Raw genomic sequence first — 19,260 nt, 5'->3', positions numbered from 1 at the left:
CACCCGCGCCACCACCCGCTCACCGTGGTACTGCGGGCCGGGTGGCAGGTCGGCGACGGGCCCGGTGGGGATGGCGGGAGCGTCGAGGTAGATGGTGCTGCGCGCGCCCTGGGCCTTGGTGCGTACGCGGGGGTCGGCGCGGAAAAGTTCCGGGATGGGGGCGGTGATGACGTGGACGTCCCCGGCGCGCAGCCACCCGATGATGACGGTCTCGGTCACGCCGGGATCGGCCCAGCCGGGGACGTGGACCTCGATGTCGGCGGTGTCGAAGATGACGCCCACGGGCCGGGCGATGGGGTGGGTGATGCGGTGGGCCAGTGCGGCGGTTTCGGCGTTCTTCTCGGCGAGGTCGGCGCCGCGGGCACCCCAGTCGGGCTCCTCGTGGGTGGTGATCGCCCGGGGTTCGTGGACCAACCGTGCCCCGGCCTGCCAGGCGCGGTGGCCGAACTCCCAGTCCTCCCCGCCGTAGCCGATGAGGCTGGCGTCGAAGCCGCCGATCTCCCGGAAGAAGGATGCGCTGCAGCTCAAGGCGGCGGAGATGACGAAGCGCCAGGAGGTGTCGTCGGCGCGCTGGAGGTGGCCGGTGCGTTCCCAGGCCTCAGCGAGCCATTCGGGTTCGCGCTGGTCCGGGCCGGTGAGTCGGGTGCCGACGACGACCACGCGGGCGTCGGCAAGCACATGCGGGACCACGGCCGTGAGGTAGCCGGGGGTGGGGACGGTGTCGCCGTCGAGGAAGGCGAGGACCTGCCCGGTGGCGCGCGCCGCGCCGAGGTTGCGGGCGGCAGCGGCGCGGAAGCCCTGATCGTCCTGGCGCACGATGATTGCGTCGACCGCGGGCGGGGTGGGGGAGCCGTCGTCGGCGACGATGACTTCGATGTCCCCCGGGTAATCCTGCTTATCGACGCCCCCGAGCACCTCCGCCAGGCCCGTCGGATTGTCGTAGTAGGGGATGACTACCGACACCGTGGGCCACAGGCGGCGCCAGTGCTCTTGCCAGGCGGCGGCGACATCCGGCCAGTCCCAGCTGTCCACGGGCGTGGGCTTGGTGGGCTGGAAAGCGGCCAGGGCGGTGGGCCAATCGTCGACGATCTCGATGCCCGCCCAGGTCTGCGCCATCTCCTGGGTATAGGGCGAGTCGCTGACCAGTACTTTTCGGCCCGCCCCGAGCCAGGCCATGAGCGATCCGGAAGCCGAGTAGTGGCGGTGGGCGCATACGGGGATGGCGATGCGGCCCATCTCGGTGGCGAGTTCGGCATCGCTGAGCCAGCCGGTGATCTCGAAGTCGACGTCCAGCTCAGCGGCCAAAGTCTGCAGCTGCGCGGCCCAGTCCTCGTGTCCGGAACTGACCGATCCCAGGGCCCGCACGCGCAGTCCGATGCCGGCGACGGCGCGCAGCAGATCGTCGTGTCCCTTGCCGGGGTAGATGAAGCCGAGGATCCCCACCGTTGCTGCTTCCGGATCATAGGGCGAATCGATCATCGGCACTGGCAAGGGAACTACCGGCAGCTCAGAGCCGAAGAACGCCGCCTCGTGCCGGGAGTTGAGCACCACCAGGTCCGCGGCATCCGCCAGCCGATGATAGGCCGGGGCGCGCCGGGCGTAGCGCTCCCACCCCTCCGCCCGCTGCGGAATATCGTGCAGGCTGACACTGAGTGGATGCCCGGCGCAGCGGGCCAGGACCGCATCCACCGCCGCTTCCGGGGAAGGTCCGAAGAGGTGGTCGGTGAAGGTGACGTGGACCGGACCCGGGGGGAGGGGCCCGACCTCCACCAGGAGGGAACCAGGCGAGTGGGTGGCCAGGCTGCGGGCGTATTCGGTGACGCCGTGGCCTGCTGGGCCGACGATGAGGTGGGTGATCATGCCAGTCCCAGGATATTCAGGCGCTCGGCGTGGCGGTGCAGACCCGCCTCCACCACCTGGGGATTCTCGCGGTAGAAGGCCAGCTGCGCCTGTGCGATGCCCGCGATGGGGACGCCGGCGGCGCTCCACTCATCGCGCCCTGTGATGTCGACGCCCAAGGCCTGCGCCGCAGCCGTATCGATCGGGGCCTGCAGCCCGCCGAGCATCTCCCGGTCGGTGGGTGGATGGACGCTGCCCGGGGTGATTTCGTCGAGGACTCTTTGCGCCATGAAGGCGAGTGTCTCGTTGGAGGGGTGGTTGATGGTGTGCCACACGGGGTAGGTCTGAAGGTGCTCGGAGACTCGGACGGTGTCGTGGTACTGCTCGCGGGCGCGCAGGTGGGCAATGGAGGCGGCGGCCGCCGCGCGGAAGTCAGGGTCCACCGGTTGCGCGGGCCTGTTGAGCCCCCGGGCCGCGGCGGCCACCAGGCGCAGGTCATGGTAGGGAACCACGGGTGGGTTGCGGGAGGGATCGTCCGGGTCGCGGATAATCGCGTGGAAGGGCATGAGCCCGTCCCATCGCAAGACGGGATACAGGATCTGGCGCGCCGCGGCGGGAAGAAGTGCGGCCAGCTGTGAGGTGCCCAGCGGCAGGTCACGGTAGTTATCGCGGATGGGTTGGGTGATCAACACATCGGCGCGGGCCAGGACGGGGCGCAGCAGTGCGATATCTTCGGCGGTGAATTCGTGGACCGGGGGAATGCGGAAGGAGTCCACGGCGCCGGAACTGGCGAGGAGGATGCGCAGGGATTCGGCCTGGCAGTTGCCCATCACCATGACAAAGGGCAGGTGTGGCGAGCGGGGAGTGGGGTTGAGCTGGTAAAAGTCGCCGTAGTGGCGGCGGCGGGGGAGGTCGGGTGGGGTGGGCGTGGCGCTCATCTATTAACTTCCATGCATGTTTATGGTCACACTTTCCGGCCAAAATAAAAAAATCCACATATGATGACCGGGGGTTCCGATATTAGTCGGCGTTAATGAAATTGAGGTGACAAATGTGCGATGTCCTGTCCATCCCGGCCGGGCACGTCTACACGCAGGCAATTAAGCCTGCGGATGTGTCCTTCCGGCCCGACCCGGACATTGACGGCAACTGGTGGCCGCACCCGGCGCTCGACGCCCACTGGTGGATCACCACCCGCGACCTGCCCGACCTCGTCCACCTGCACTTCGGCTTCGACCACCTCAGCGTCAACGACACCCGCGCGCTCATCCGGGCGCTGGACCGCCGCGGCGTCCCGCTCGTGCTCACCGTCCACGACCTGGACAATCCGCATTTCACGGACCAGCGTGAGCACCACGCCAAGCTGCGCCTGCTTATCGACGCCGCCGCCGCCCTCATCACCCTCACTTCCGACGCCGCCGCCCACCTCCCCGCCGGCACCCACGTCATCGGGCACCCGCGCGTGGTCGCCGATCCGCCCCGCGCCACCGCCACCGGGGACGCCATCGGGGTGTTCCTGAAGTCCCTGCGCGCCAACGTCATCACCGACCCGGTCTTCTACCGCATCCTGGCGCGCAGCGTGCACCGCGCCACCGGCCAACCCCTGCGCCTCCACCTCCACGAGGACGCCCGCACCGCCCACCTGGTCCGCGCGCTGGGCGCGGAACAGTCCAGCGGCCTCATTGACCTGCGCCTGCACGCCCCCATGTCGGATGCCACCCTCCACGCCGCGGTCGGACAATGCGCCACCGTGCTCCTGCCCTATACCCGCGGCACCCACTCCGGTTGGCTGGAGATGTGCCGCGACCTCGGCGCGGTCGTCGCCGTGCCGGACTGCGGCATGTACGCGGGGCAGGCGGATGATGAACGGGGCGTCGCAAAGTACGCCACCGGCGACCCCCTCGACGCCGCCCGCGCGCTCATCCACCTCCACGAACAAGGCCCGCTGCCCTACACCGGCGACCGTGCCGCGCAACTGCAACAGATCCGCGCCGCCCACCGCGCGGTGTACCGGGAGGTGAGCGGGCGATGACCCTGGCCACCCGGGCGCGCATCGCGCTCATCGCACCCGCCCGCCACCCCATCCGCGAGCCCTACGCCGGTGGCCTCGAGGCCTTTTGTCACACCCTGGTCGCCGCCGTCCGCGAACTCGGCCACCACGTCGACCTCTATGCCTCCGCCGGCTCCCACGGGCATGTCACCGAGCATGAGCTGCCCGGCATCTCCTGGGGCAGGGACCTGCTCGCCGCCAGCGACACCGCCTACCCGCCCGGGGCACGCGCCGTGGAGGACGCTGCTTTTCGGCACCTCGCCCGCCACCTGGAACGCGCCGACTACGACCTGGTCCACAACAACAGCCTCACCCCGGTTCTTTTCGGCCATGACCTGCCGCTTTTGACCACCCTGCACACCCCGTCCCTGCCCGAGATGGAGGCCGCCATCGCCGCCGCCGGGCCCCGCGCGGGCCGCTTCGCCGCGGTCTCCGCCGCCACCGCCGCGGACTGGCGCCTCCCGCGCCCGGTCACCGTCATCCCCAACGGCGTGGACACCACCTCCTGGCAACCCGGCCCCGGCGGGGAGGCCGCCGTCTGGTTCGGGCGCATCGTCCCGGAAAAGGGCCTCCACCTGGCCATGGACGCCTGCCGCCGCGCCGGGATCCCCCTGCTTTTCGCCGGGCGCATCGGCGATCACCGCTACTTCTCCACCGAGATCGTCCCCCGCATGACCGGCCGCGCCGCCACCTGGGTCGGCGAACTCGATCACGCCGAACTCCAGTCCCTGGTCGGCCACTGCCGCGTCTGCCTGGTCACCCCGCGCTGGGAGGAGCCCTTCGGCCTGGTCGCCTTCGAGGCCATGGCCGCGGGCACCCCCGTCGCCGCTTTCCGACGCGGCGGCCTCGCCGAACAACTCCACCACGCCCCCGCCGCACTGGCCGCCCCGGACGACGTAGATTCTCTGGCCGCCGCTCTCCACGTCGCCGCCGAGATCGACCGCGGTGTGGTCCGCGACTGGGTCGTGCGCCACCACAGCCTGCACCAGGTGGCCCGCCGCTATGCCGCGCTGTACACGGAGGTACCCGCCCGATGATCGGCTTCTACGCCCACCACCACGGCAGCGGGCACGTCCACCGCTGCCGCACCATCATGGCCGCCCTCGGCGGCGACTCCCAGCTCCTGTCCACCGATCCTTCCGCGGATGTGGTGCTTATCGACGACGCGGGGGCGTCGATAAGCACCGACCTCACCGCCCACGACACGCTGCACTACGCACCACCCGGGCATGCCGGGCTGCGGGGTCGGATGGCGCAGCTCGCCGCCTGGATCGACGAGCACCGCCCGCGCGCGTTCTACGTCGACGTCTCCGTCGAGGTGGCGCTGCTGGTCCGCCTCATGGGCGTGCCCGTGATCACCCTCGCCATGCCCGGCGTGCGTGATGACCACGCCCACCAGCTCGGCTACCGGCAGGCCGCCGCGATCATCGCCGCCTGGCCCAACTGGGTGCCGCTACCCCCGCACCTGCACGCCCACGGCGCGCGCGTCCAACAGGTCGGCGGAATTTCGCGTTTTTCGGGCCCGGGGGAGAACATTGACGGCGATGTCGTGGTCCTCTGCGGCCGCGGCGGCACCGACTGGAGCGCTGGGCACTGGGACGCCGTGCAAGCCGCCTGCCCGGAGCGCAGCTTCCGCTTCCTCGGCGGCGACACCGCCGTGGCCGACCCGCTGCCGTACCTGACCGGCGCGAACGTGGTCGTCGCCGCGGGCGGACAAAACTCCATCGCCGACATCGCCGTGGCCGACACGCCAGCGCTCATCCTCCCGCAACAGCGCCCCTTCGCCGAGCAACACGCCACTGCCGACCTGCTTGCCGACGCCCACCTCGCCCTCACCCGGCACACCTGGCCCGAGCCGGAGGAGTGGCCTGCATTACTTTCTGAGGCTCAATCCATAGACAGCCGATGGATACGGTGGCAGACTGCCGGTGCAGCCCAGCGCGCGGCTGACGTGATCCGGAAGGTAGCAGATCAATGAACTCTGTGACTGTGGTGACCCTGGCCAACGCAGGCCGACTCGCGCACGTCGCCCGCCAAGCCGCCTGCCTGCCGCGCGGCACCCGCCACCTCGTCATCGCACTCGGCGATGCCGAGGCCCTGGCCGCCGCCCTGCCCGACTCCGAGGTCATCGCACTCGGCGAATTCTCCCTCGCCGGCGCCCGTAACCTCGGCGGAGACCTCGCCGCCAAGAACTACGACGGCCCCATCATCTTCCTCGACGCCGACTGCCTGCCCAGCGAAGAACTCATCGACACCTACCGCCGCGCCCTCATCGCCCACCCCGATGCCGTCGTCGCCGGGCCCGTCACCTACCTGCGCGACGGCGAACTACGCACCACCCACCCCACCCCTCACGCCGCACGCCCCAACCCGCCCGCCGGGACCCTCCAGCAGGCCGACGCCCGCGGCTACGAACTCTTCTGGTCCCTGTCCTTCGCCCTGACCTCCGACACCTGGCGCCGCATCCGCCGCAGCTTCGGCGGCTTCGACAAGGGCTACACCGGCTACGGCGCCGAGGACACCGACTTCGGCCAACACCTCCGCGCCCACGGCTTCCCCCTCTACTGGGTCGGCGGCGCCCACGCCTACCACCAGTGGCACTCCGTCTCCGACCCGCCGTGGGAACACTTCCACGACATCCTCTCCAACGCCGCCCGCTTCCACGACATCTGGGGCTTTTGGCCCATGCTCGGCTGGCTGGAGAAATTCGCCGACGAAGGTGCCGTGGAGTTCCGCGACGGACGCTGGGTGGCCGTCAACTCCCGCCAGGCGCGCGTCTCGGCGCGGCACACGCTGGCGTAGGGCCCCCGGATCCCCCCCCCTGCATTCGGCGATTTCCCCTGTGCATAAGTACAGCAGAAATGCCCATCTGCAGGGGGGTCTAGCTACGGGCTCAGCGCAGCCAGCCTAGAAATCGAAGTCGAAGCCGCCGTCAAACAGGCCGCCGCCATCGCCGCCGCCGTCGAACATACCCCCACCCATGTCCTCGCCGCCGCCCATGTCACCCATGTCGCCGGCGTCACCGCCGGCCATGCCGTCCTCCAGGCCCTCGCCGTAACCGGCGGCCCAGGCATCCTCGCTGTAGCCGACGCCGGCCATGCCGGAGAACATCATGGAGAACATCATCATGGACGTCATGGTCCACATGCCGGTGGCCATCGCGTCGGCCCACCAGGGGCGGGAGTACCAGCCGGCCGGGACCGGGCGGCCCGCGACGTTGCCGCCAGGGTAGTAGTTCGGGGTCTCGTCGGTGGCCACCGGGGAGGCGGTCAGCGTCTGGCCCTCGTGCTCGATGGTGCGGCGCTCGGTGACCTTGCCGGCGTTGCGCTGGCCCTCCAGGGGCGGGAGTTCCGGCCCGGGGGTCATGCCCATGATCTCGCGGGCGGCGTTCATGTAGTGCAGGCCCTCGAGTGCGGATTCGCGTGCCAGTTCCGCCTGCTTGACCGTCTGCGCCTGGGAGATGGCGGAGGCAGCGGCGTTGTAGCGCTCGGAGGCGTCGGCGATGGCCTGGGTGGAGGCGGCGTCGTTGCCGGCGATGGTGAGCACCTGCGAGCCGAGGCGTTCGATCCAGCGGCGAGCATCGGCCTGCGCGTCGGCCAGCTTGGTCTGTTCAATTTCGGCCGTGCGGTTCTTGTTGCGGTTGATGTACCAGGCAGCGCCGCCACCGAGGAGCAGCAGGAGGAGGAGAAGTTCCACGTGTCACCTTTCGTTTTCTGTGTATCTGTTCAACGCTTATCGACGCCCCATAGTTCCAGTTTTCTCAAATCCGTCGGGGTGCGTTAGACTGGTCGGGCACCAGCAGGGGAATGTCGTATAGTGGCTAATACCTCAGCCTTCCAAGCTGAAGACGCGGGTTCGATTCCCGTCATTCCCTCCAAGTTTTAAGGCCCCGCACGGCGAGTGCGGGGCCTTTTTTCGACCCCATGCGGCGGGCGTTGAAGGGCTGCCGGTAGACTGCACTGCACACCTACGGGGCGTGGCGCAGCTTGGTAGCGCACCTGCTTTGGGAGCAGGGGGTCGCAGGTTCAAATCCTGTCGCCCCGACGTAGGGACCGGCCTTCGGGCCGGGTTCCAAGTGATTTGTCATTCAACGTGAAACCAGGAGAGTTACTCGTGAAGAGTTCCGTCGAGAAGCTGAGCGACACCCGCGTCAAGCTCACCGTCAACGTCCCGTTCGAGGACCTCAAGACTGAGATTGACCAGGCCTACTCGGCTATCGCACAGCAGGTGTCCATTCCGGGTTTCCGTAAGGGCAAGGCACCGCGCCAGCTTATCGACGCCCGTTACGGCCGCGGCCCCATTCTCGAGCAGGTTGTCAACGACATGCTGCCGGCCCAGTACCAGAAGGCTGTCGAGGAGAATGAGATCGTCGCTATCGGCCAGCCGAGCGTCGACATCACCAAGATCGAGGACAACGACTTCGTGGAGTTCACCGCCGAGGTGGACATCCGCCCCGAGTTCGAGGTCCCGGACTTCTCTGAGCTGTCCGTCACCGTCCCGGCCGTCGAGGTCGACGACGCGGCTGTCGACGAGGAGATCGATCGTCTGCGCGGCCGCTTCGGTGAGCTCAAGGACACCAAGCGCAAGCTGAAGACCGGCGATTTCGCCGTCATCGACCTCAAGGCCACCGTCGACGGCGAGGTCGTCGACGAGGCCACCACCGAGGGTCTGTCCTACGAGATCGGCCAGGGTGATCTCATCGACGGCCTCGACACCGCTCTGCGCGGCATGAAGACCGGTGAGGACAACGAGTTCACCACCACGATCGTCGCCGGCGAGCACAAGGACAAGGAGGCCACCGTGGCCGTCCACGTCCAGCAGACCAAGGAACGCAAGCTTCCCGAGTTCGACGACGAGTTCGCCCAGCTCGCCTCCGAATTCGACACCGCCGAGGAGCTTCGCGACGCCACCAAGGCCCAGGTCGAAGAATCCAAGAAGGCCCAGCAGGCCGCCAACATCCGCGACGAGGTCCTCAAGGCCGCCCTGGCCAAGACCGATTTCGCTCTCCCGGAGTCCATCGTCGACGAGCAGGTCCACCAGCAGCTGCACCAGCTGCTCGGCCAGATGGCACACGACGAGAAGGCCCTCGAGGAGGTGCTGAAGTCCCAGGGCATGACCCGCGAGGAGTTCGACGCCCAGGCCCGCGATGACTCCGAGGAGGCCGTGCGCACCCAGCTGTTCCTGGACACCCTCGCTGAGCAGGAGAACCCGGAGGTCTCCCAGCAGGAGCTCACCGACCACATCCTGTTCACCGCACAGTCCTACGGCATGGACCCGAACCAGTTCGTCGGCCAGCTGCAGCAGTCCGGCCAGATCGCGAACCTGTTCTCTGACGTCCGCCGCGGCAAGGCTCTCGCCGCCGCCATCTGCCGCGTCTCCGTCAAGGACGACGCTGGCAACGACGTCGACCCGGCCGAGTACTTCGGCGAGGAGCCGGAGGCCGCTGAGGCCGAGGCTTCCGAGGACTAATCCTCCCACGCAACGAGCCCCCGACCAGCCTGGTCGGGGGCTCGTTCGCGTCTGCTGTCACCCCGCCCGCCCCCGCCTCCGCCTGCTGCACTCGGGGCTCGCGATCGTGCAGTAGGGGTCAGTGCGATCCCGAGCATACGGGGGGCTAAAAGGAGCGATCGCGAGGGGATGACCCCGAGCCCCGAAGGGGAGCTATTCGTAGCTGGCGACCAGGCGGCCGACGACCTCGCCGTTCTTCAGCTTCTCGATGCCCGCGGGGATCTCGTCGAAGCTGATGGTGGTGATGGTGGGGTTGAGCTTGCCGGTGGACATGTACTCATAGACGCCGGCCACGTCTTCCTTGGTGCCACCGTTGGAGCCGATGATCCGGGCCTGGTTGAGGATGAGCGACTTCGTGGAAATCGTCGACTCCAGCTTGCCCATGCCGACGACCACGACGGTGCCGTCGCGACGAATGATGTCCACGGCCTCGGCGGTGGTGGTGTCGAAGCCGGCGAAGTCGACGATGACGTCGAAGGTGACGTCCTCGAACTCGGTGAGAGACTTCTTCACTCCCTTGGCGCCGAGCTCCTCGGCCAGCGGCCAGACCTTCTCGTTGACCTCTGCGACGTAGACGTCGGCGCCGGCCAGCATAGCGACGACCGCTCCGATCTGGCCCAGCCCGCCGAGTCCGATGATGCCCACAGTGTCGCCTTCCTTGACACCACCCTGGGTGATCACGGCGGCATAAGAGGTCATGCCCGCGTCGGTGGCGGCGGCACCTTGGAGGAAATCGACGTTATCCGGCAGGGGGACGAGCGCCTCGGCGGCGACCGCCATCTTCGGGGCGAAACCGCCGTCAAAGGAATATCCCGGGGCGCCAGCCGGGGTGGTGGGGCACACGCCGACGCGGTCGCCGACCTGGAACTCGGTGACGCCTTCACCGATCTCGGCGACCACACCGGCGTTCTCGTGGCCGATGGTGATGGGGCGCTTGGCCAGCATCGATAACCAGCCTTCATCCTCCATGAGGCCGACGTCGGAGTGGCATAGGCCGGCGGCCTTCATCTCCAGGACGACCTCGCCTGCGCCGGCGACCGGCTCGGGGACCTCGTTGAGTACCAGGGGCTCGTTGGTGTTGGTGAACTGCCATGCCTGCATGGGAATCTCCTAAAATCTTGACAATAATTGGTGACATGTCCCAGGTTAATGAAAAGCGGGAATGAGGGGGCGTCGATAAGCGTTGGGACGCTGTGAGCGAACAGAAGCGCGATCCGGGGAACAGCGCTAGTACCCTGGGATCCAACGATTATTAAGGAGTGAGACTGACATGACTGATCAGATCCGGATGACGTCCCCGGGGGCGGGCATGAACCTGGGCGACTCGGTGTACGAGCGCCTGCTGCGCGAGCGCATCATTTTCCTCGGCCAGCAGGTCGACGATGAGATCGCCAACAAGATCTGCGCGCAGATCCTGCTGCTGTCCGCGGAGGATCCCACGCGCGATATCTCGCTGTACATCAACTCCCCGGGTGGTTCCGTCACCGCCGGTATGGCGATCTACGACACGATGAAGTACTCCCCGTGCGACATCGCCACCTACGGCATGGGCCTGGCCGCCTCCATGGGGCAGTTCCTGCTTTCCGGCGGCACGAAGGGCAAGCGTTTCGCCCTGCCGCACGCCCGCATCATGATGCACCAGCCTTCTGCCGGTGTCGGCGGCACCGCGGCGGACATCGCCATCCAGGCCGAGCAGTTCGCTGCCACCAAGCGCGAGATGGCCGAGCTCATCGCCGAGCACACCGGCCAGACCTTCGAGCAGATCACCAAGGATTCTGACCGTGACCGCTGGTTCACTGCCCAGGAGGCCAAGGACTACGGGCTCGTCGACCACGTCATCAGCCACGCTGAGGGCCCGATCAGCAACTAGGGAATGAGAGTAAACATCATGAACAACTTCCAGATGCCCCAGTCCCGTTACGTCCTGCCCTCCTTCATCGAGCAGTCCGCGTACGGCACCAAGGAAACCAACCCGTACGCCAAGCTCTTCGAGGAGCGCATCATCTTCCTGGGCACCCAGGTCGATGACACCTCCGCCAACGACATCATGGCGCAGCTGCTCGTGCTCGAGGGCCTCGACCCGGACCGCGACATCACCATGTACATCAACAGCCCTGGTGGTTCCTTCACCGCGCTCATGGCGATCTACGACACCATGCAGTACGTCCGCCCCGACGTGCAGACCGTCTGCCTCGGCCAGGCCGCCTCCGCCGCCGCCGTGCTGCTGGCCGCCGGCGCCCCGGGCAAGCGTGCCGCCCTGCCGAACGCGCGCGTGCTCATCCATCAGCCGGCCACCCAGGGTACCCAGGGCCAGGTCTCTGACCTGGAGATCCAGGCCGCCGAGATCGAGCGCATGCGTCGCCTCATGGAGAGCACCCTGGCGCGTCACACGGGTAAGTCGGAGGAACAGATCCGCCTCGACACCGATCGTGACAAGATCCTCACCGCCGAGGAGTCTGTCGAGTACGGCATCATCGACACGGTCTTCGACTACCGCAAGCTCAACGCTTAAAAGTCGTGGAGGGGCCCTGCGGGGCCCCTTTTTCATTGCTTATCGACGCACCCTCGAGTGCACATTTCTATTAATCTGCACACCCGCCCACCAGCGGAAGATCGTACCGCGAAGCCCTCTCCCGATCGTCACGGGAGGGGGCTTCACGGTACGTTTGGGCGCATCGACATCAGTCCTCGTGCGGCGGGAGGATTGCCTCGGGGGATTCAGGCAGGATCTGGCCGCCATCGATCACCAGGGTCTGGCCGGTGATGTAGCCAGCCTCGCGGGTGGCCAGGAAGGTGGCGGCGTTGCCGATGTCGCGGGGGTTGCCCAGGCGCAGGGCGGGGATGCCGCGGGCCATCTGCGCGAGGTACTCCTCGCCCTGGGCCTTGAGTCCTTCGGTGAGGATGTTGCCCGGCAGGACGCCGTTGATGGTGATGCCGTCGCGGGCGATCTCCAGGGCTGCTCCGCGCATGAAGCCCTGCTGGGCGGCCTTGGAGGCGCCGTAGTGGGACCATCCTGGGTAGCCGGTGTGGGAGCCGGTGATGGAGGTGGTGATGACGATGCGCCCGTAGCGTTCCTTACGCATGTAGGGCAGGACCTCCTGCACGACGACGAAGGTGCCGCGGGTGTTGATGTCGAACATGTGCTGCCACTTGGCGTCGTCGAGCTCATCGAGGGTGGCCTGCGGGAAGACGCCGGCGTTGGAGCACAGGATCTGGATGCCGCCGAACTCCTCGGCGACGTCCTCGAACACGGCGCGCACCTGCTCACGGTCGGTGACGTCGAGTTCGCGGGCATGCGACCCGGTCTCGGAGGCGGACTTCTCCGCGGCGGCGAGGTCAAGGTCGGCGATGATGACGGTGGCTCCGGCCTCGCGGAGTGATTCGACAATGCCGCGCCCGATTCCGGCGGCACCTCCGGTGACGATGGCGGTCTGGTTGTGCAGATCGAACATGGGGAAACGACTCCTTATGGGTGGGGGAGAGGGTCGCTTTCCACGGTACCGATGTGGTGTCAGAGGAGCCCGGCGGAGAGCAGGAAGATGGCCAACCCGTGGGCCAGGACGGCGGCGCTGAGCCCGACGCGCCAGCGCAGCAGAGCGCAGATCAACCCCTCCCACAAGGTGAAGGCCAGCAGGGGCCAGCCGACGTCGGTGAGGTTGAGGGCGAGGAAGGAGTGGCAGACGGCGAACAGAACCGCCGATATGAGTGCGGCCCGTAGGCCGGAGGTCAGTTGCATCAATCGCCCCTGCAGGTAGCCGCGGAAGAAGAACTCCTCACCGAGGTTGCCTGCCAGGCACATGAACAACAGGAAGGGCAGGACGCTCAGCGCGACCTCGCCACCGCGTTCGGAAAGCGGGGTACCCGTCGACAAGGCGAGGACGGGGGCGGCGGCGACGACGCCGCCGATCATGCCCCACGGCAAGGCCACAAGGGGCGGGCGGCCGTGAGGGAGGAGGGTGCGTAAGGGGGCGTCGAGAAGCGTGAGCGCGACGATGCCCAGACTGCCGAGCCCGAAGCCGAGGAGGACGACGATGTTGTCGGTCATCCGCAGCCAGGGGACGATGCCGTCGACAAGCCCGAAGGACCACAGCCCGGCGGGGGTCATCGCGTCGCGCAGCAGGATGAAACCGAGGATGAGAATGCCGATGCGCAACAGCGGTTCACGCACCGCGCGGACCAACAGATATGCCAGGACGATGAGCGCCATCCCGGGCGCGATGCCCAGGGAGAAGGAGACGAGCTCGTTCACTACAACTCGTCCAACACCCGCGGCAGCTCGTTGCGGGTGCGCACGCCGAGCTTCCGGTACACGCGCGTGAGGTGGTACTCGACGGTCTTCGAGGACAGGAAGAGCTCGCGCGCCACCTCACGGTTGGTGGCTCCCTCGGCGACGAGTTTGGCGATCTCCTGCTCCTGCGGGGTCAACCCGCCGGCGCCGGTGGTGCGGGTACCCAGGCCGCCGGCGCGGCGTTCGCGGTTGCAGCGGTTGACGAATTCGGTTGCACCCATGGCAGCGAAGACGTCCCCGGCCCGGGCGAACGCCTCGTCCGCTTGTCGACGCCGCCCCAGACGCCGCAGCACCCGCCCGTATTCGTAGAGGATGCGGGCCTGGTAGGTGGGCATGGCGAGGGTCTCAATGAGTTCGATGGCCTCCTCGAAGCGGCGGATACCGCCCTCGATGTCGCCGCGCTGCATGAGGATGCCGGCGCGCGGGACGGCGAGTTTGGCGTGCAGTGACCCAATGCCGGATTCGGCGGCGCGTTCCTCGGCGACGGAGGTGATCACGTCGGCTTCTTCGATGCGCCCGGCGAGGACGAGGTGCTGGGCGTAGACGTCCTCCCAGGGCCAGAAGCCGGGCTGGGAGCTGTCAGTCTCCTTGGAGATGTTGACCAGGGTTTCACCGGCGCGCTCCACTCCGGAGGTGTCGCCGTCGATGCCGCCGACGAGCAGGCGGCACATGGCGGAGGGGATGCGCTGGATGACGAAGGCGTCGTGGCTGAAGGTCAGGCGGTTGAGGTAGGAGCGGGTGAGTTCGCGGTCGCCGCGGTAGGAGGCGATCTGCGCGCCGGTCCACAACAAGAGGGGTTCGAGGAAGCGGATGCCGAAGCGTTCGGCGCGGGCCAGGCCGCGTTCGACGGTGCGCTCGGCTTCGCGGTATTCGCCGAGGATGAACAATGTGCGGGCGAGCCAGCCGTCCATCCACAGGGAGATGCGTTCGGAGCCTTCGTTACCGGGGTTGAACTGCAGGTAGCGGCGGGCGGCGACGGGGTCATCGTGGACGAGGTGGATCCAGCCGGCGGCCATGTTGCGGCGCTGCGCGAGGGTGGGGGTCTCGCCGGGCAGGGGCACATCCGGTGGGATGGAGCGGGTCAGCGCGGAGCGGCCGATCATGGAGATGTAGCTGGCCTCGATGCGCGTCGGGGAGGTTTCGGGGGCCCAGTCGTCGGTGATGCTGGCCCAGTGGACGACCTTCTCGGGTTCCCAGTTGGCCAGGTGTATGAGTACCTTGCGGGAGGCGACGCGGGTGCGCATGGCGGCGTCGGTGGAGCGGGTTTCCTCGAGGGTGTCCCAGGCGCGGTCGATGAGGGTGACGGCTTCGGAGCGGCGGCCTTCGTGGAGTGCGAGGTAGCTGCGCATGGAGTCGACTTTGACGTCGCGGACCACGCGGGACAGGGCTCCGGCGTGGAGGCGGGCGCGGGGGATGTCGGCCGCGGCGATGAGCGCCTCGATGGAGTTGAGGTGCTGGTCGTGGGAGACATCGGGGTGGGAGGCCACCTTGGAGGCCAGGGCGAAGGCGTCGGCGGCGTCGAGCCACTGGCCGGCGGCGCCGAGTTGTTCGCCGCGGTCGGCCAGTTGGCGGGCGGTGGCGTCGTCGGTGCCTTCGGTGCCCAGGGCCTCGTGGATCAGGGCGGCGTCGATATTGTTCTGGGCCCGGTGGTACTGGGCGGCCCGGCGGTGCAGGCGGGTGAGCTGGGAAGGCCCGGTGGTGGAACGGATGACGGCCCGGTCGGTGGGGTGGGTGAAGCGGAGGACGGGGGCGTCGGCGTTGGGGAGAAGTTCGAGGATTCCGGCGTTGACGGCGGCGTCGAGAAGCGAGCCGTCGAGGTCATCGGCGAGGAAGCGGATGAGGTCGGGGGAGCCCGTGCCGGTGCCGGGCAGGACGGCGACGGCTGCGAGCACCGCGTCGACGGCCAGGCCGCGGGTGCGGCGTTGCAGGGCGGCGCGCCAGGGTTTCGGGATGGGGATCTGCGGGTTGGACAGCCGCCAGTGGTCGGCGGGCGCGGCGTGCAGGACTTCCTGGATGCGCCCCGGGCGGCCGCCCGTAAGGTCGCGCAGCTCAGCGGCGGCCAGGGGGGAAAGGTGGGCGCCGATGCTGGACAGGGCCAGCGCGGCGACATCCTCCACGTCGAGGGGGGCGAGGGTGATGGCATGGTCAGCCATGTCCCGGAGGCGCGACATGGGTAAGTCATCGTCGGCGTCATCGGTGTCGGCGGTGGTCATGATGACCGCGAGCCGGCCGTGCTGGAGGCGTCGGGTGGCCTCGATGAGCGCGCGCAGGGAGGTGACATCGGCCCAGTGGGCGTCGTCGACGATGATCGCGGTGCGGGCCCCCTCCCGGTCGACGAGTGCGAAAAGATCGGGGAAGTCCGCGCGGTCGAGGATGTGCCCGAGCAGCGCACCCTCGTCGTGGGCGTGCCACGACAGCGCGGATACCCGGATGCCGGACCAGCCCGGCAGGGAGCGGGCGATGTCCCGCACCAGCGAGGACTTACCTGAGCCGACCGGCCCGGTGATGAGGAACAGTACGCCGCCGCCTGCCTCCAGATCGGTGGCTTCGTCGACGACGGAGCGCATGATCTTGTCGGACGCGTGCTGCGGACCGAGAGTGTGCGACGAGTACATTGTTCCTACTTTAGTCGTGCTGGTGCGGGCGAACCCTGTTTTATCCCTGGTCGCCACCGGCGACGGGCAGGACGGTGCCGGTGATGTAGCTGGCTTCACGCGAAGCCAGGAACACGATCGGCGCGGCCTGCTCGGCCAGGGTGCCGTAGCGTTTGAACAGGGAGGACTCGATCGTCTGGTCGACGATCTGCTGGTACCACTCCTTCGCCTGCTCACCTTCCGGACCCGGTCCGCGCTGGACCTTGCGGGCCGGGGCGAGGGTGCCGCCGGGGGCGGTGGCGACGACGCGGACGTTCTTCTCCGCCGCCTCCAGCGCCAACGCGGAGACCAGGGCGTTGACCCCGCCCTTCGCTGCCGCATAGGGCACGCGGTTGACGCCGCGGGTGGCCACGGAGGAGACGTTGACGATGGTGCCGCCGCCGGCGTCGATAAGGGCGGGCAGTTCCGCGCGCACCGACCACAAGGTGGTGAACAGCGAGCGGCGGATCTCGGCCTCGATCTCCTCCGGAGCGTAGTGCTCGTAGGGCTTGGCCCAGATGGTGCCGCCGACGTTGTTGATGACGACGTCGAGGCTCCCGAGCTTATCGACGCCCGCCTCCACCATGTCCGCAGCGCCCTGCCAGGTTTCCAGGTCCGCTGTCGCGGACCCGACGGTTGCCCCGGTCTCCTTCGCCAGGTCCGCCGCGACCTCGTGGACGAGTTCGGAGCGGTCGACGAGGAAGAGGGAGCCACCCTCGTAGGCGATGCGGTGGGCGACAGCCTGGCCGATGCCTTGCGCAGCACCCGTGACCAGAACGTTCTGGCCGGCGAAGCGCTCGGCGGTGATCAGTGCCGGGGGACCGGTGATCCCCTCACCTTCGGGCATCATACGCTAGCCTTCGCGGCCACGGCCTGGTCCATGGTGTGGACGGCGTGATCGTTGTGGGCGCGCAGCAGCTCGCGGACGCGGCCCAGATCCTTCGCCTCGAGGGCGTCGATGATCTGCACGTGCTCGTCGGCGATGTCGGCGTGCATGAAGCCGGCGTCCTCCAGCTCGCGGCCCATGACCTTCGGCACGTCGAGGGTGCGGTAGGCCTGGAGCATGGCGTCGTTGCCCGAGCGCTGGAAGAGGAACTCGTGGTAGGCGTTGTTCGCCTCCACGTAGCCGGCAACGTCGGTGAGCTTCTCGCCGTCGATGTAGGAGTTGGCCTTCTCCGCCAGCTCGCGGAAGGCGGTGAAGTCCTCCTCGTCGAGGATGTCGGCGACGAGCGTGACCACACCGAGCTCGAGCGCCATGCGGGCGTCGAAGATGGAGCGGGCGTCGTCGTCCAGGCGGTGGACCTGGCCGGTCTCCACACCCGGGGCGGAAATGGTGACCGACGCGGAGGTGTCCGTGGTGGCCACATCGGCGGTGACAGTGGAGTCACCGGTGGTGCCGGCCGCCGAGGAGAACTTCTCGTAGTAGAAGTTCTGCGGCGGGTTCTCCTGGTCATTGAGGAAGGTGCGCACGGCCTCGACCATCGGCGGCGGGCCGCAGAGGTAGACGTCGGCCTCACCGTCGTGCAGGTGCTCCTCGGTCATGTGCTGGGTGACATAGCCCTTGCGCTCGTTGTCGGACTCCGGGTCGGAGACCACGGTGAAGTAGTCGAAGTCCGGCAGACGATCCTTGAAGGACTCGATCTTCTCCAGCTCCACGATGTCGTGGTCGAAGGTGGCGCCGTAGATGAGGCGGACGGGGACGTCGAGAAGCTCGTCCTCAGCCAACTTCTCCAGGATCGACATAATCGGGGCCAGGCCGGTGCCGCCGGCCAGCAGCAGGATCGGGTTGACCGGCTCGCGCAGGAAGAACGAGCCCATCGGGCCGGTGAGGTTGAGGCGGTCGCCGACCTTCGCGGTATCCGTGAGGTATTCGGACATGAGCCCACCGCGGGTGAGCTTGACCAGGAAGGTGACGATGTCCTCGGAGGGGCCGGAGGAGAACGAGTAGGAGCGGTGGAAATCCGAGTTCGGCGGCGAGATGTTCATGTACTGGCCGGGCAGGTAGTTCAGGGACTTGCGGTCCTCGATCTGCACGGCGAACTTCACGGTCGACTCGGACAGGCGCTCCAGCTCGGTGATGGTGCCCACGAGGGTGGAGGCGCCGGTCTTGGCCAGCACGGAGGTGGTGGCGATCTGCACGACCATGTCGGTGAAAGGCTTGGTCTGGCACGTGAGGATGTAGCCCTCGGCGGCCTCGTCCTCGCTCAGGGCGTCCTCGATGTACTCGCCCTCGTCGTAGTCGCCGGACTCGCAGAAGGACTTGCAGGTGCCGCAGGCGCCGTCACGGCAGTCGAACGGGATGTTGATGCGGGCCTGGTATGCGGCGTCCGCAACGGTCTGGTCTTCCTCGCATTCGATGAAACGGGTGATGCCGTCCTCGAAGGCCAGGGCAATCTGGTGGGTCATGGTCAGCTTCCTTAGACCTGGTAGATGTCGACGACGTGGTGGATGAAGTCGTTCTTCAGGACGATCTTCTTCTTGGCGATCTTCGGGGTCTCCCCGGTGACATCCAGGGTCAGCCAGGTGGTGCCGAAGTAGTGGTCGGTGGTGTTGTAGCGGAAGTAGTAAGAGATCCAGTTGTAACGGACATCCACCTCACCTTCGCGACGCTCGAGGATCTCCACGTTGGAGGCGTAGTGGCCGGTGCGCGGCTCCGGGATGGAGGTGGCGGAGGAACGCTCGGTGCGGATACGGAACACGCGGTCCTCGAGGCCGCCGCGGTTCGGGTAATAGATCAGGGAGATCTCGCGCTGCGGGTCGGTGGTGAGGGTGTCGTCGACATCCCAGGCCGGCATCCAGTACTCGGCGTCCTCGCGGTAGAGCTCGAGCCACTCCTCGAACTTGCGGTCGTCGAGCAGGCGGTTCTCGTAGAAGATGAAATCTTCGATCTCGGTGCGGGTGATCTCGGCGATGGCGGTGGTCATGATGTGCTCCTTCTCAGG

Annotated in this window: 17 protein-coding genes and 2 tRNA genes; 9 read left to right on the top strand and 10 right to left on the bottom strand. The window is 67.8% G+C overall.

Annotation, left to right across the window (positions count from 1 at the left end):
- Together Q4G50_RS08345 and Q4G50_RS08340 are read right to left on the bottom strand one after the other, a co-directional pair.
- Nucleotides 1-1,860 (bottom strand): glycosyltransferase (locus Q4G50_RS08345; RefSeq protein WP_303377191.1); only part of this gene is annotated, 1,860 nt, incomplete at its 3' end.
- A complete protein-coding gene (locus Q4G50_RS08340) occupies nucleotides 1,857-2,777 on the bottom strand; it encodes a WcbI family polysaccharide biosynthesis putative acetyltransferase (protein WP_303377190.1) in 921 nt (306 codons plus the stop codon). The genes Q4G50_RS08345 and Q4G50_RS08340, both read right to left, overlap by 4 nt.
- Nucleotides 2,778-2,890: 113 nt before the next feature.
- On the opposite strand from Q4G50_RS08340, the gene Q4G50_RS08335 reads away from it, so the two are divergent.
- The 4 genes from Q4G50_RS08335 to Q4G50_RS08320 are packed head-to-tail and all read left to right on the top strand — an operon-like array spanning nucleotide 2,891 to nucleotide 6,691.
- Nucleotides 2,891-3,871, top strand: coding sequence for a glycosyltransferase family 1 protein (locus Q4G50_RS08335; protein WP_303377189.1), 981 nt, complete (start codon nucleotides 2,891-2,893; stop codon nucleotides 3,869-3,871).
- Entirely contained in the window at nucleotides 3,868-4,926 is a 1,059-nt protein-coding gene (locus tag Q4G50_RS08330) for a glycosyltransferase (RefSeq protein ID WP_303377188.1), read from the top strand. Before Q4G50_RS08335 ends, Q4G50_RS08330 begins: the two co-directional genes overlap by 4 nt.
- Nucleotides 4,923-5,867, top strand: a complete 945-nt coding sequence (locus Q4G50_RS08325) for a hypothetical protein (RefSeq protein ID WP_303377187.1) — start codon at nucleotides 4,923-4,925, stop codon at nucleotides 5,865-5,867. The genes Q4G50_RS08330 and Q4G50_RS08325 overlap by 4 nt, the downstream gene beginning before the upstream one ends.
- A complete protein-coding gene (locus tag Q4G50_RS08320) occupies nucleotides 5,864-6,691 on the top strand; it encodes a glycosyltransferase family 2 protein (RefSeq protein ID WP_303377186.1) in 828 nt (275 codons plus the stop codon). The genes Q4G50_RS08325 and Q4G50_RS08320 overlap by 4 nt, the downstream gene beginning before the upstream one ends.
- Before the next feature lie 105 nt (nucleotides 6,692-6,796).
- Here the strand turns inward: Q4G50_RS08320 and Q4G50_RS08315 are convergent, their stop codons facing one another.
- Nucleotides 6,797-7,534 (bottom strand): DUF1542 domain-containing protein, encoded by a 738-nt coding sequence (locus Q4G50_RS08315; RefSeq protein WP_303377195.1) that lies wholly within the window; start codon nucleotides 7,532-7,534, stop codon nucleotides 6,797-6,799.
- A 157-nt stretch (nucleotides 7,535-7,691) separates the two neighbouring features.
- Here Q4G50_RS08315 and Q4G50_RS08310 point away from each other — a divergent pair.
- The 3 genes from Q4G50_RS08310 to tig all read left to right on the top strand — a co-directional run bounded on the left by Q4G50_RS08310 (nucleotide 7,692) and on the right by tig (nucleotide 9,358).
- Nucleotides 7,692-7,766: transfer RNA gene (locus tag Q4G50_RS08310), tRNA-Gly, on the top strand.
- Nucleotides 7,767-7,859: 93 nt separating this feature from the next.
- A tRNA-Pro gene (locus tag Q4G50_RS08305) sits at nucleotides 7,860-7,933 on the top strand.
- A 69-nt stretch (nucleotides 7,934-8,002) separates the two neighbouring features.
- On the top strand, nucleotides 8,003-9,358 hold the full coding sequence (gene tig, locus Q4G50_RS08300; protein ID WP_303377185.1) for a trigger factor: 1,356 nt from the start codon (nucleotides 8,003-8,005) through the stop codon (nucleotides 9,356-9,358).
- 192 nt (nucleotides 9,359-9,550) lie between these two features.
- Here tig and Q4G50_RS08295 read toward each other — a convergent pair whose 3' ends face one another.
- On the bottom strand, nucleotides 9,551-10,498 hold the full coding sequence (locus tag Q4G50_RS08295) for a zinc-binding dehydrogenase (RefSeq protein WP_303377184.1): 948 nt from the start codon (nucleotides 10,496-10,498) through the stop codon (nucleotides 9,551-9,553).
- Between the two features lie 169 nt (nucleotides 10,499-10,667).
- Here Q4G50_RS08295 and Q4G50_RS08290 point away from each other — a divergent pair, with 169 nt between their 5' ends.
- Both Q4G50_RS08290 and Q4G50_RS08285 read left to right on the top strand, forming a co-directional pair.
- Nucleotides 10,668-11,267, top strand: coding sequence for an ATP-dependent Clp protease proteolytic subunit (locus Q4G50_RS08290; protein WP_303377183.1), 600 nt, complete (start codon nucleotides 10,668-10,670; stop codon nucleotides 11,265-11,267).
- A gap of 15 nt (nucleotides 11,268-11,282) precedes the next feature.
- Nucleotides 11,283-11,909, top strand: a complete 627-nt coding sequence (locus Q4G50_RS08285; RefSeq protein WP_303377194.1) for an ATP-dependent Clp protease proteolytic subunit — start codon at nucleotides 11,283-11,285, stop codon at nucleotides 11,907-11,909.
- Nucleotides 11,910-12,078: 169 nt separating this feature from the next.
- Here Q4G50_RS08285 and fabG read toward each other — a convergent pair whose 3' ends face one another.
- The 6 genes from fabG to benB are packed head-to-tail and all read right to left on the bottom strand — an operon-like array spanning nucleotide 12,079 to nucleotide 19,242.
- The gene (gene fabG, locus Q4G50_RS08280; RefSeq protein WP_303377182.1) at nucleotides 12,079-12,849 is read right to left on the bottom strand and encodes a 3-oxoacyl-ACP reductase FabG; all 771 of its coding nucleotides are present in this window, start codon (nucleotides 12,847-12,849) and stop codon (nucleotides 12,079-12,081) included.
- A 59-nt stretch (nucleotides 12,850-12,908) separates the two neighbouring features.
- Complete coding sequence (locus tag Q4G50_RS08275; RefSeq protein ID WP_303377181.1) at nucleotides 12,909-13,646, bottom strand: CPBP family intramembrane glutamic endopeptidase; 738 nt, start codon at nucleotides 13,644-13,646, stop codon at nucleotides 12,909-12,911.
- Nucleotides 13,646-16,300 (bottom strand): LuxR family transcriptional regulator, encoded by a 2,655-nt coding sequence (locus tag Q4G50_RS08270; protein WP_303377180.1) that lies wholly within the window; start codon nucleotides 16,298-16,300, stop codon nucleotides 13,646-13,648. Before Q4G50_RS08270 ends, Q4G50_RS08275 begins: the two co-directional genes overlap by 1 nt.
- A gap of 40 nt (nucleotides 16,301-16,340) precedes the next feature.
- Nucleotides 16,341-17,168: a 1,6-dihydroxycyclohexa-2,4-diene-1-carboxylate dehydrogenase gene (locus Q4G50_RS08265; RefSeq protein WP_303377179.1), complete on the bottom strand. Its 828-nt coding sequence runs from the start codon at nucleotides 17,166-17,168 to the stop codon at nucleotides 16,341-16,343.
- A complete protein-coding gene (gene benC, locus Q4G50_RS08260) occupies nucleotides 17,165-18,724 on the bottom strand; it encodes a benzoate 1,2-dioxygenase electron transfer component BenC (RefSeq protein ID WP_303377178.1) in 1,560 nt (519 codons plus the stop codon). Before benC ends, Q4G50_RS08265 begins: the two co-directional genes overlap by 4 nt.
- Nucleotides 18,725-18,735: 11 nt before the next feature.
- Nucleotides 18,736-19,242 carry a benzoate 1,2-dioxygenase small subunit gene (gene benB / locus Q4G50_RS08255; protein ID WP_303377177.1) on the bottom strand — a complete coding sequence of 169 codons (507 nt, stop codon included), beginning with the start codon at nucleotides 19,240-19,242 and terminating at the stop codon, nucleotides 18,736-18,738.
- Nucleotides 19,243-19,260 lie beyond the last annotated feature (18 nt).

It is taken from the genome of Corynebacterium sp. (assembly GCF_030538285.1).
Classification (GTDB): Bacteria; Actinomycetota; Actinomycetes; order Mycobacteriales; family Mycobacteriaceae; genus Corynebacterium.
This window is presented reverse-complemented; position numbering and strand designations above follow the sequence as displayed.

Excerpts from the sequence above, each read along its gene's own strand:
- Q4G50_RS08340 (WP_303377190.1), bottom strand. The coding sequence starts at position 2,777 with ATGAGCGCCACGCCCACCCCACCCGACCTCCCCCGCCGCCGCCACTAC.
- Q4G50_RS08335 (WP_303377189.1), top strand. The coding sequence starts at position 2,891 with ATGTGCGATGTCCTGTCCATCCCGGCCGGGCACGTCTACACGCAGGCA.
- Q4G50_RS08330 (WP_303377188.1), top strand. The coding sequence starts at position 3,868 with ATGACCCTGGCCACCCGGGCGCGCATCGCGCTCATCGCACCCGCCCGC.
- Q4G50_RS08325 (WP_303377187.1), top strand. The coding sequence starts at position 4,923 with ATGATCGGCTTCTACGCCCACCACCACGGCAGCGGGCACGTCCACCGC.
- Q4G50_RS08320 (WP_303377186.1), top strand. The coding sequence starts at position 5,864 with ATGAACTCTGTGACTGTGGTGACCCTGGCCAACGCAGGCCGACTCGCG.
- Q4G50_RS08295 (WP_303377184.1), bottom strand. The coding sequence starts at position 10,498 with ATGCAGGCATGGCAGTTCACCAACACCAACGAGCCCCTGGTACTCAAC.
- Q4G50_RS08290 (WP_303377183.1), top strand. The coding sequence starts at position 10,668 with ATGACTGATCAGATCCGGATGACGTCCCCGGGGGCGGGCATGAACCTG.
- fabG (WP_303377182.1), bottom strand. The coding sequence starts at position 12,849 with ATGTTCGATCTGCACAACCAGACCGCCATCGTCACCGGAGGTGCCGCC.
- Q4G50_RS08270 (WP_303377180.1), bottom strand. The coding sequence starts at position 16,300 with ATGTACTCGTCGCACACTCTCGGTCCGCAGCACGCGTCCGACAAGATC.
- Q4G50_RS08265 (WP_303377179.1), bottom strand. The coding sequence starts at position 17,168 with ATGATGCCCGAAGGTGAGGGGATCACCGGTCCCCCGGCACTGATCACC.
- benC (WP_303377178.1), bottom strand. The coding sequence starts at position 18,724 with ATGACCCACCAGATTGCCCTGGCCTTCGAGGACGGCATCACCCGTTTC.
- benB (WP_303377177.1), bottom strand. The coding sequence starts at position 19,242 with ATGACCACCGCCATCGCCGAGATCACCCGCACCGAGATCGAAGATTTC.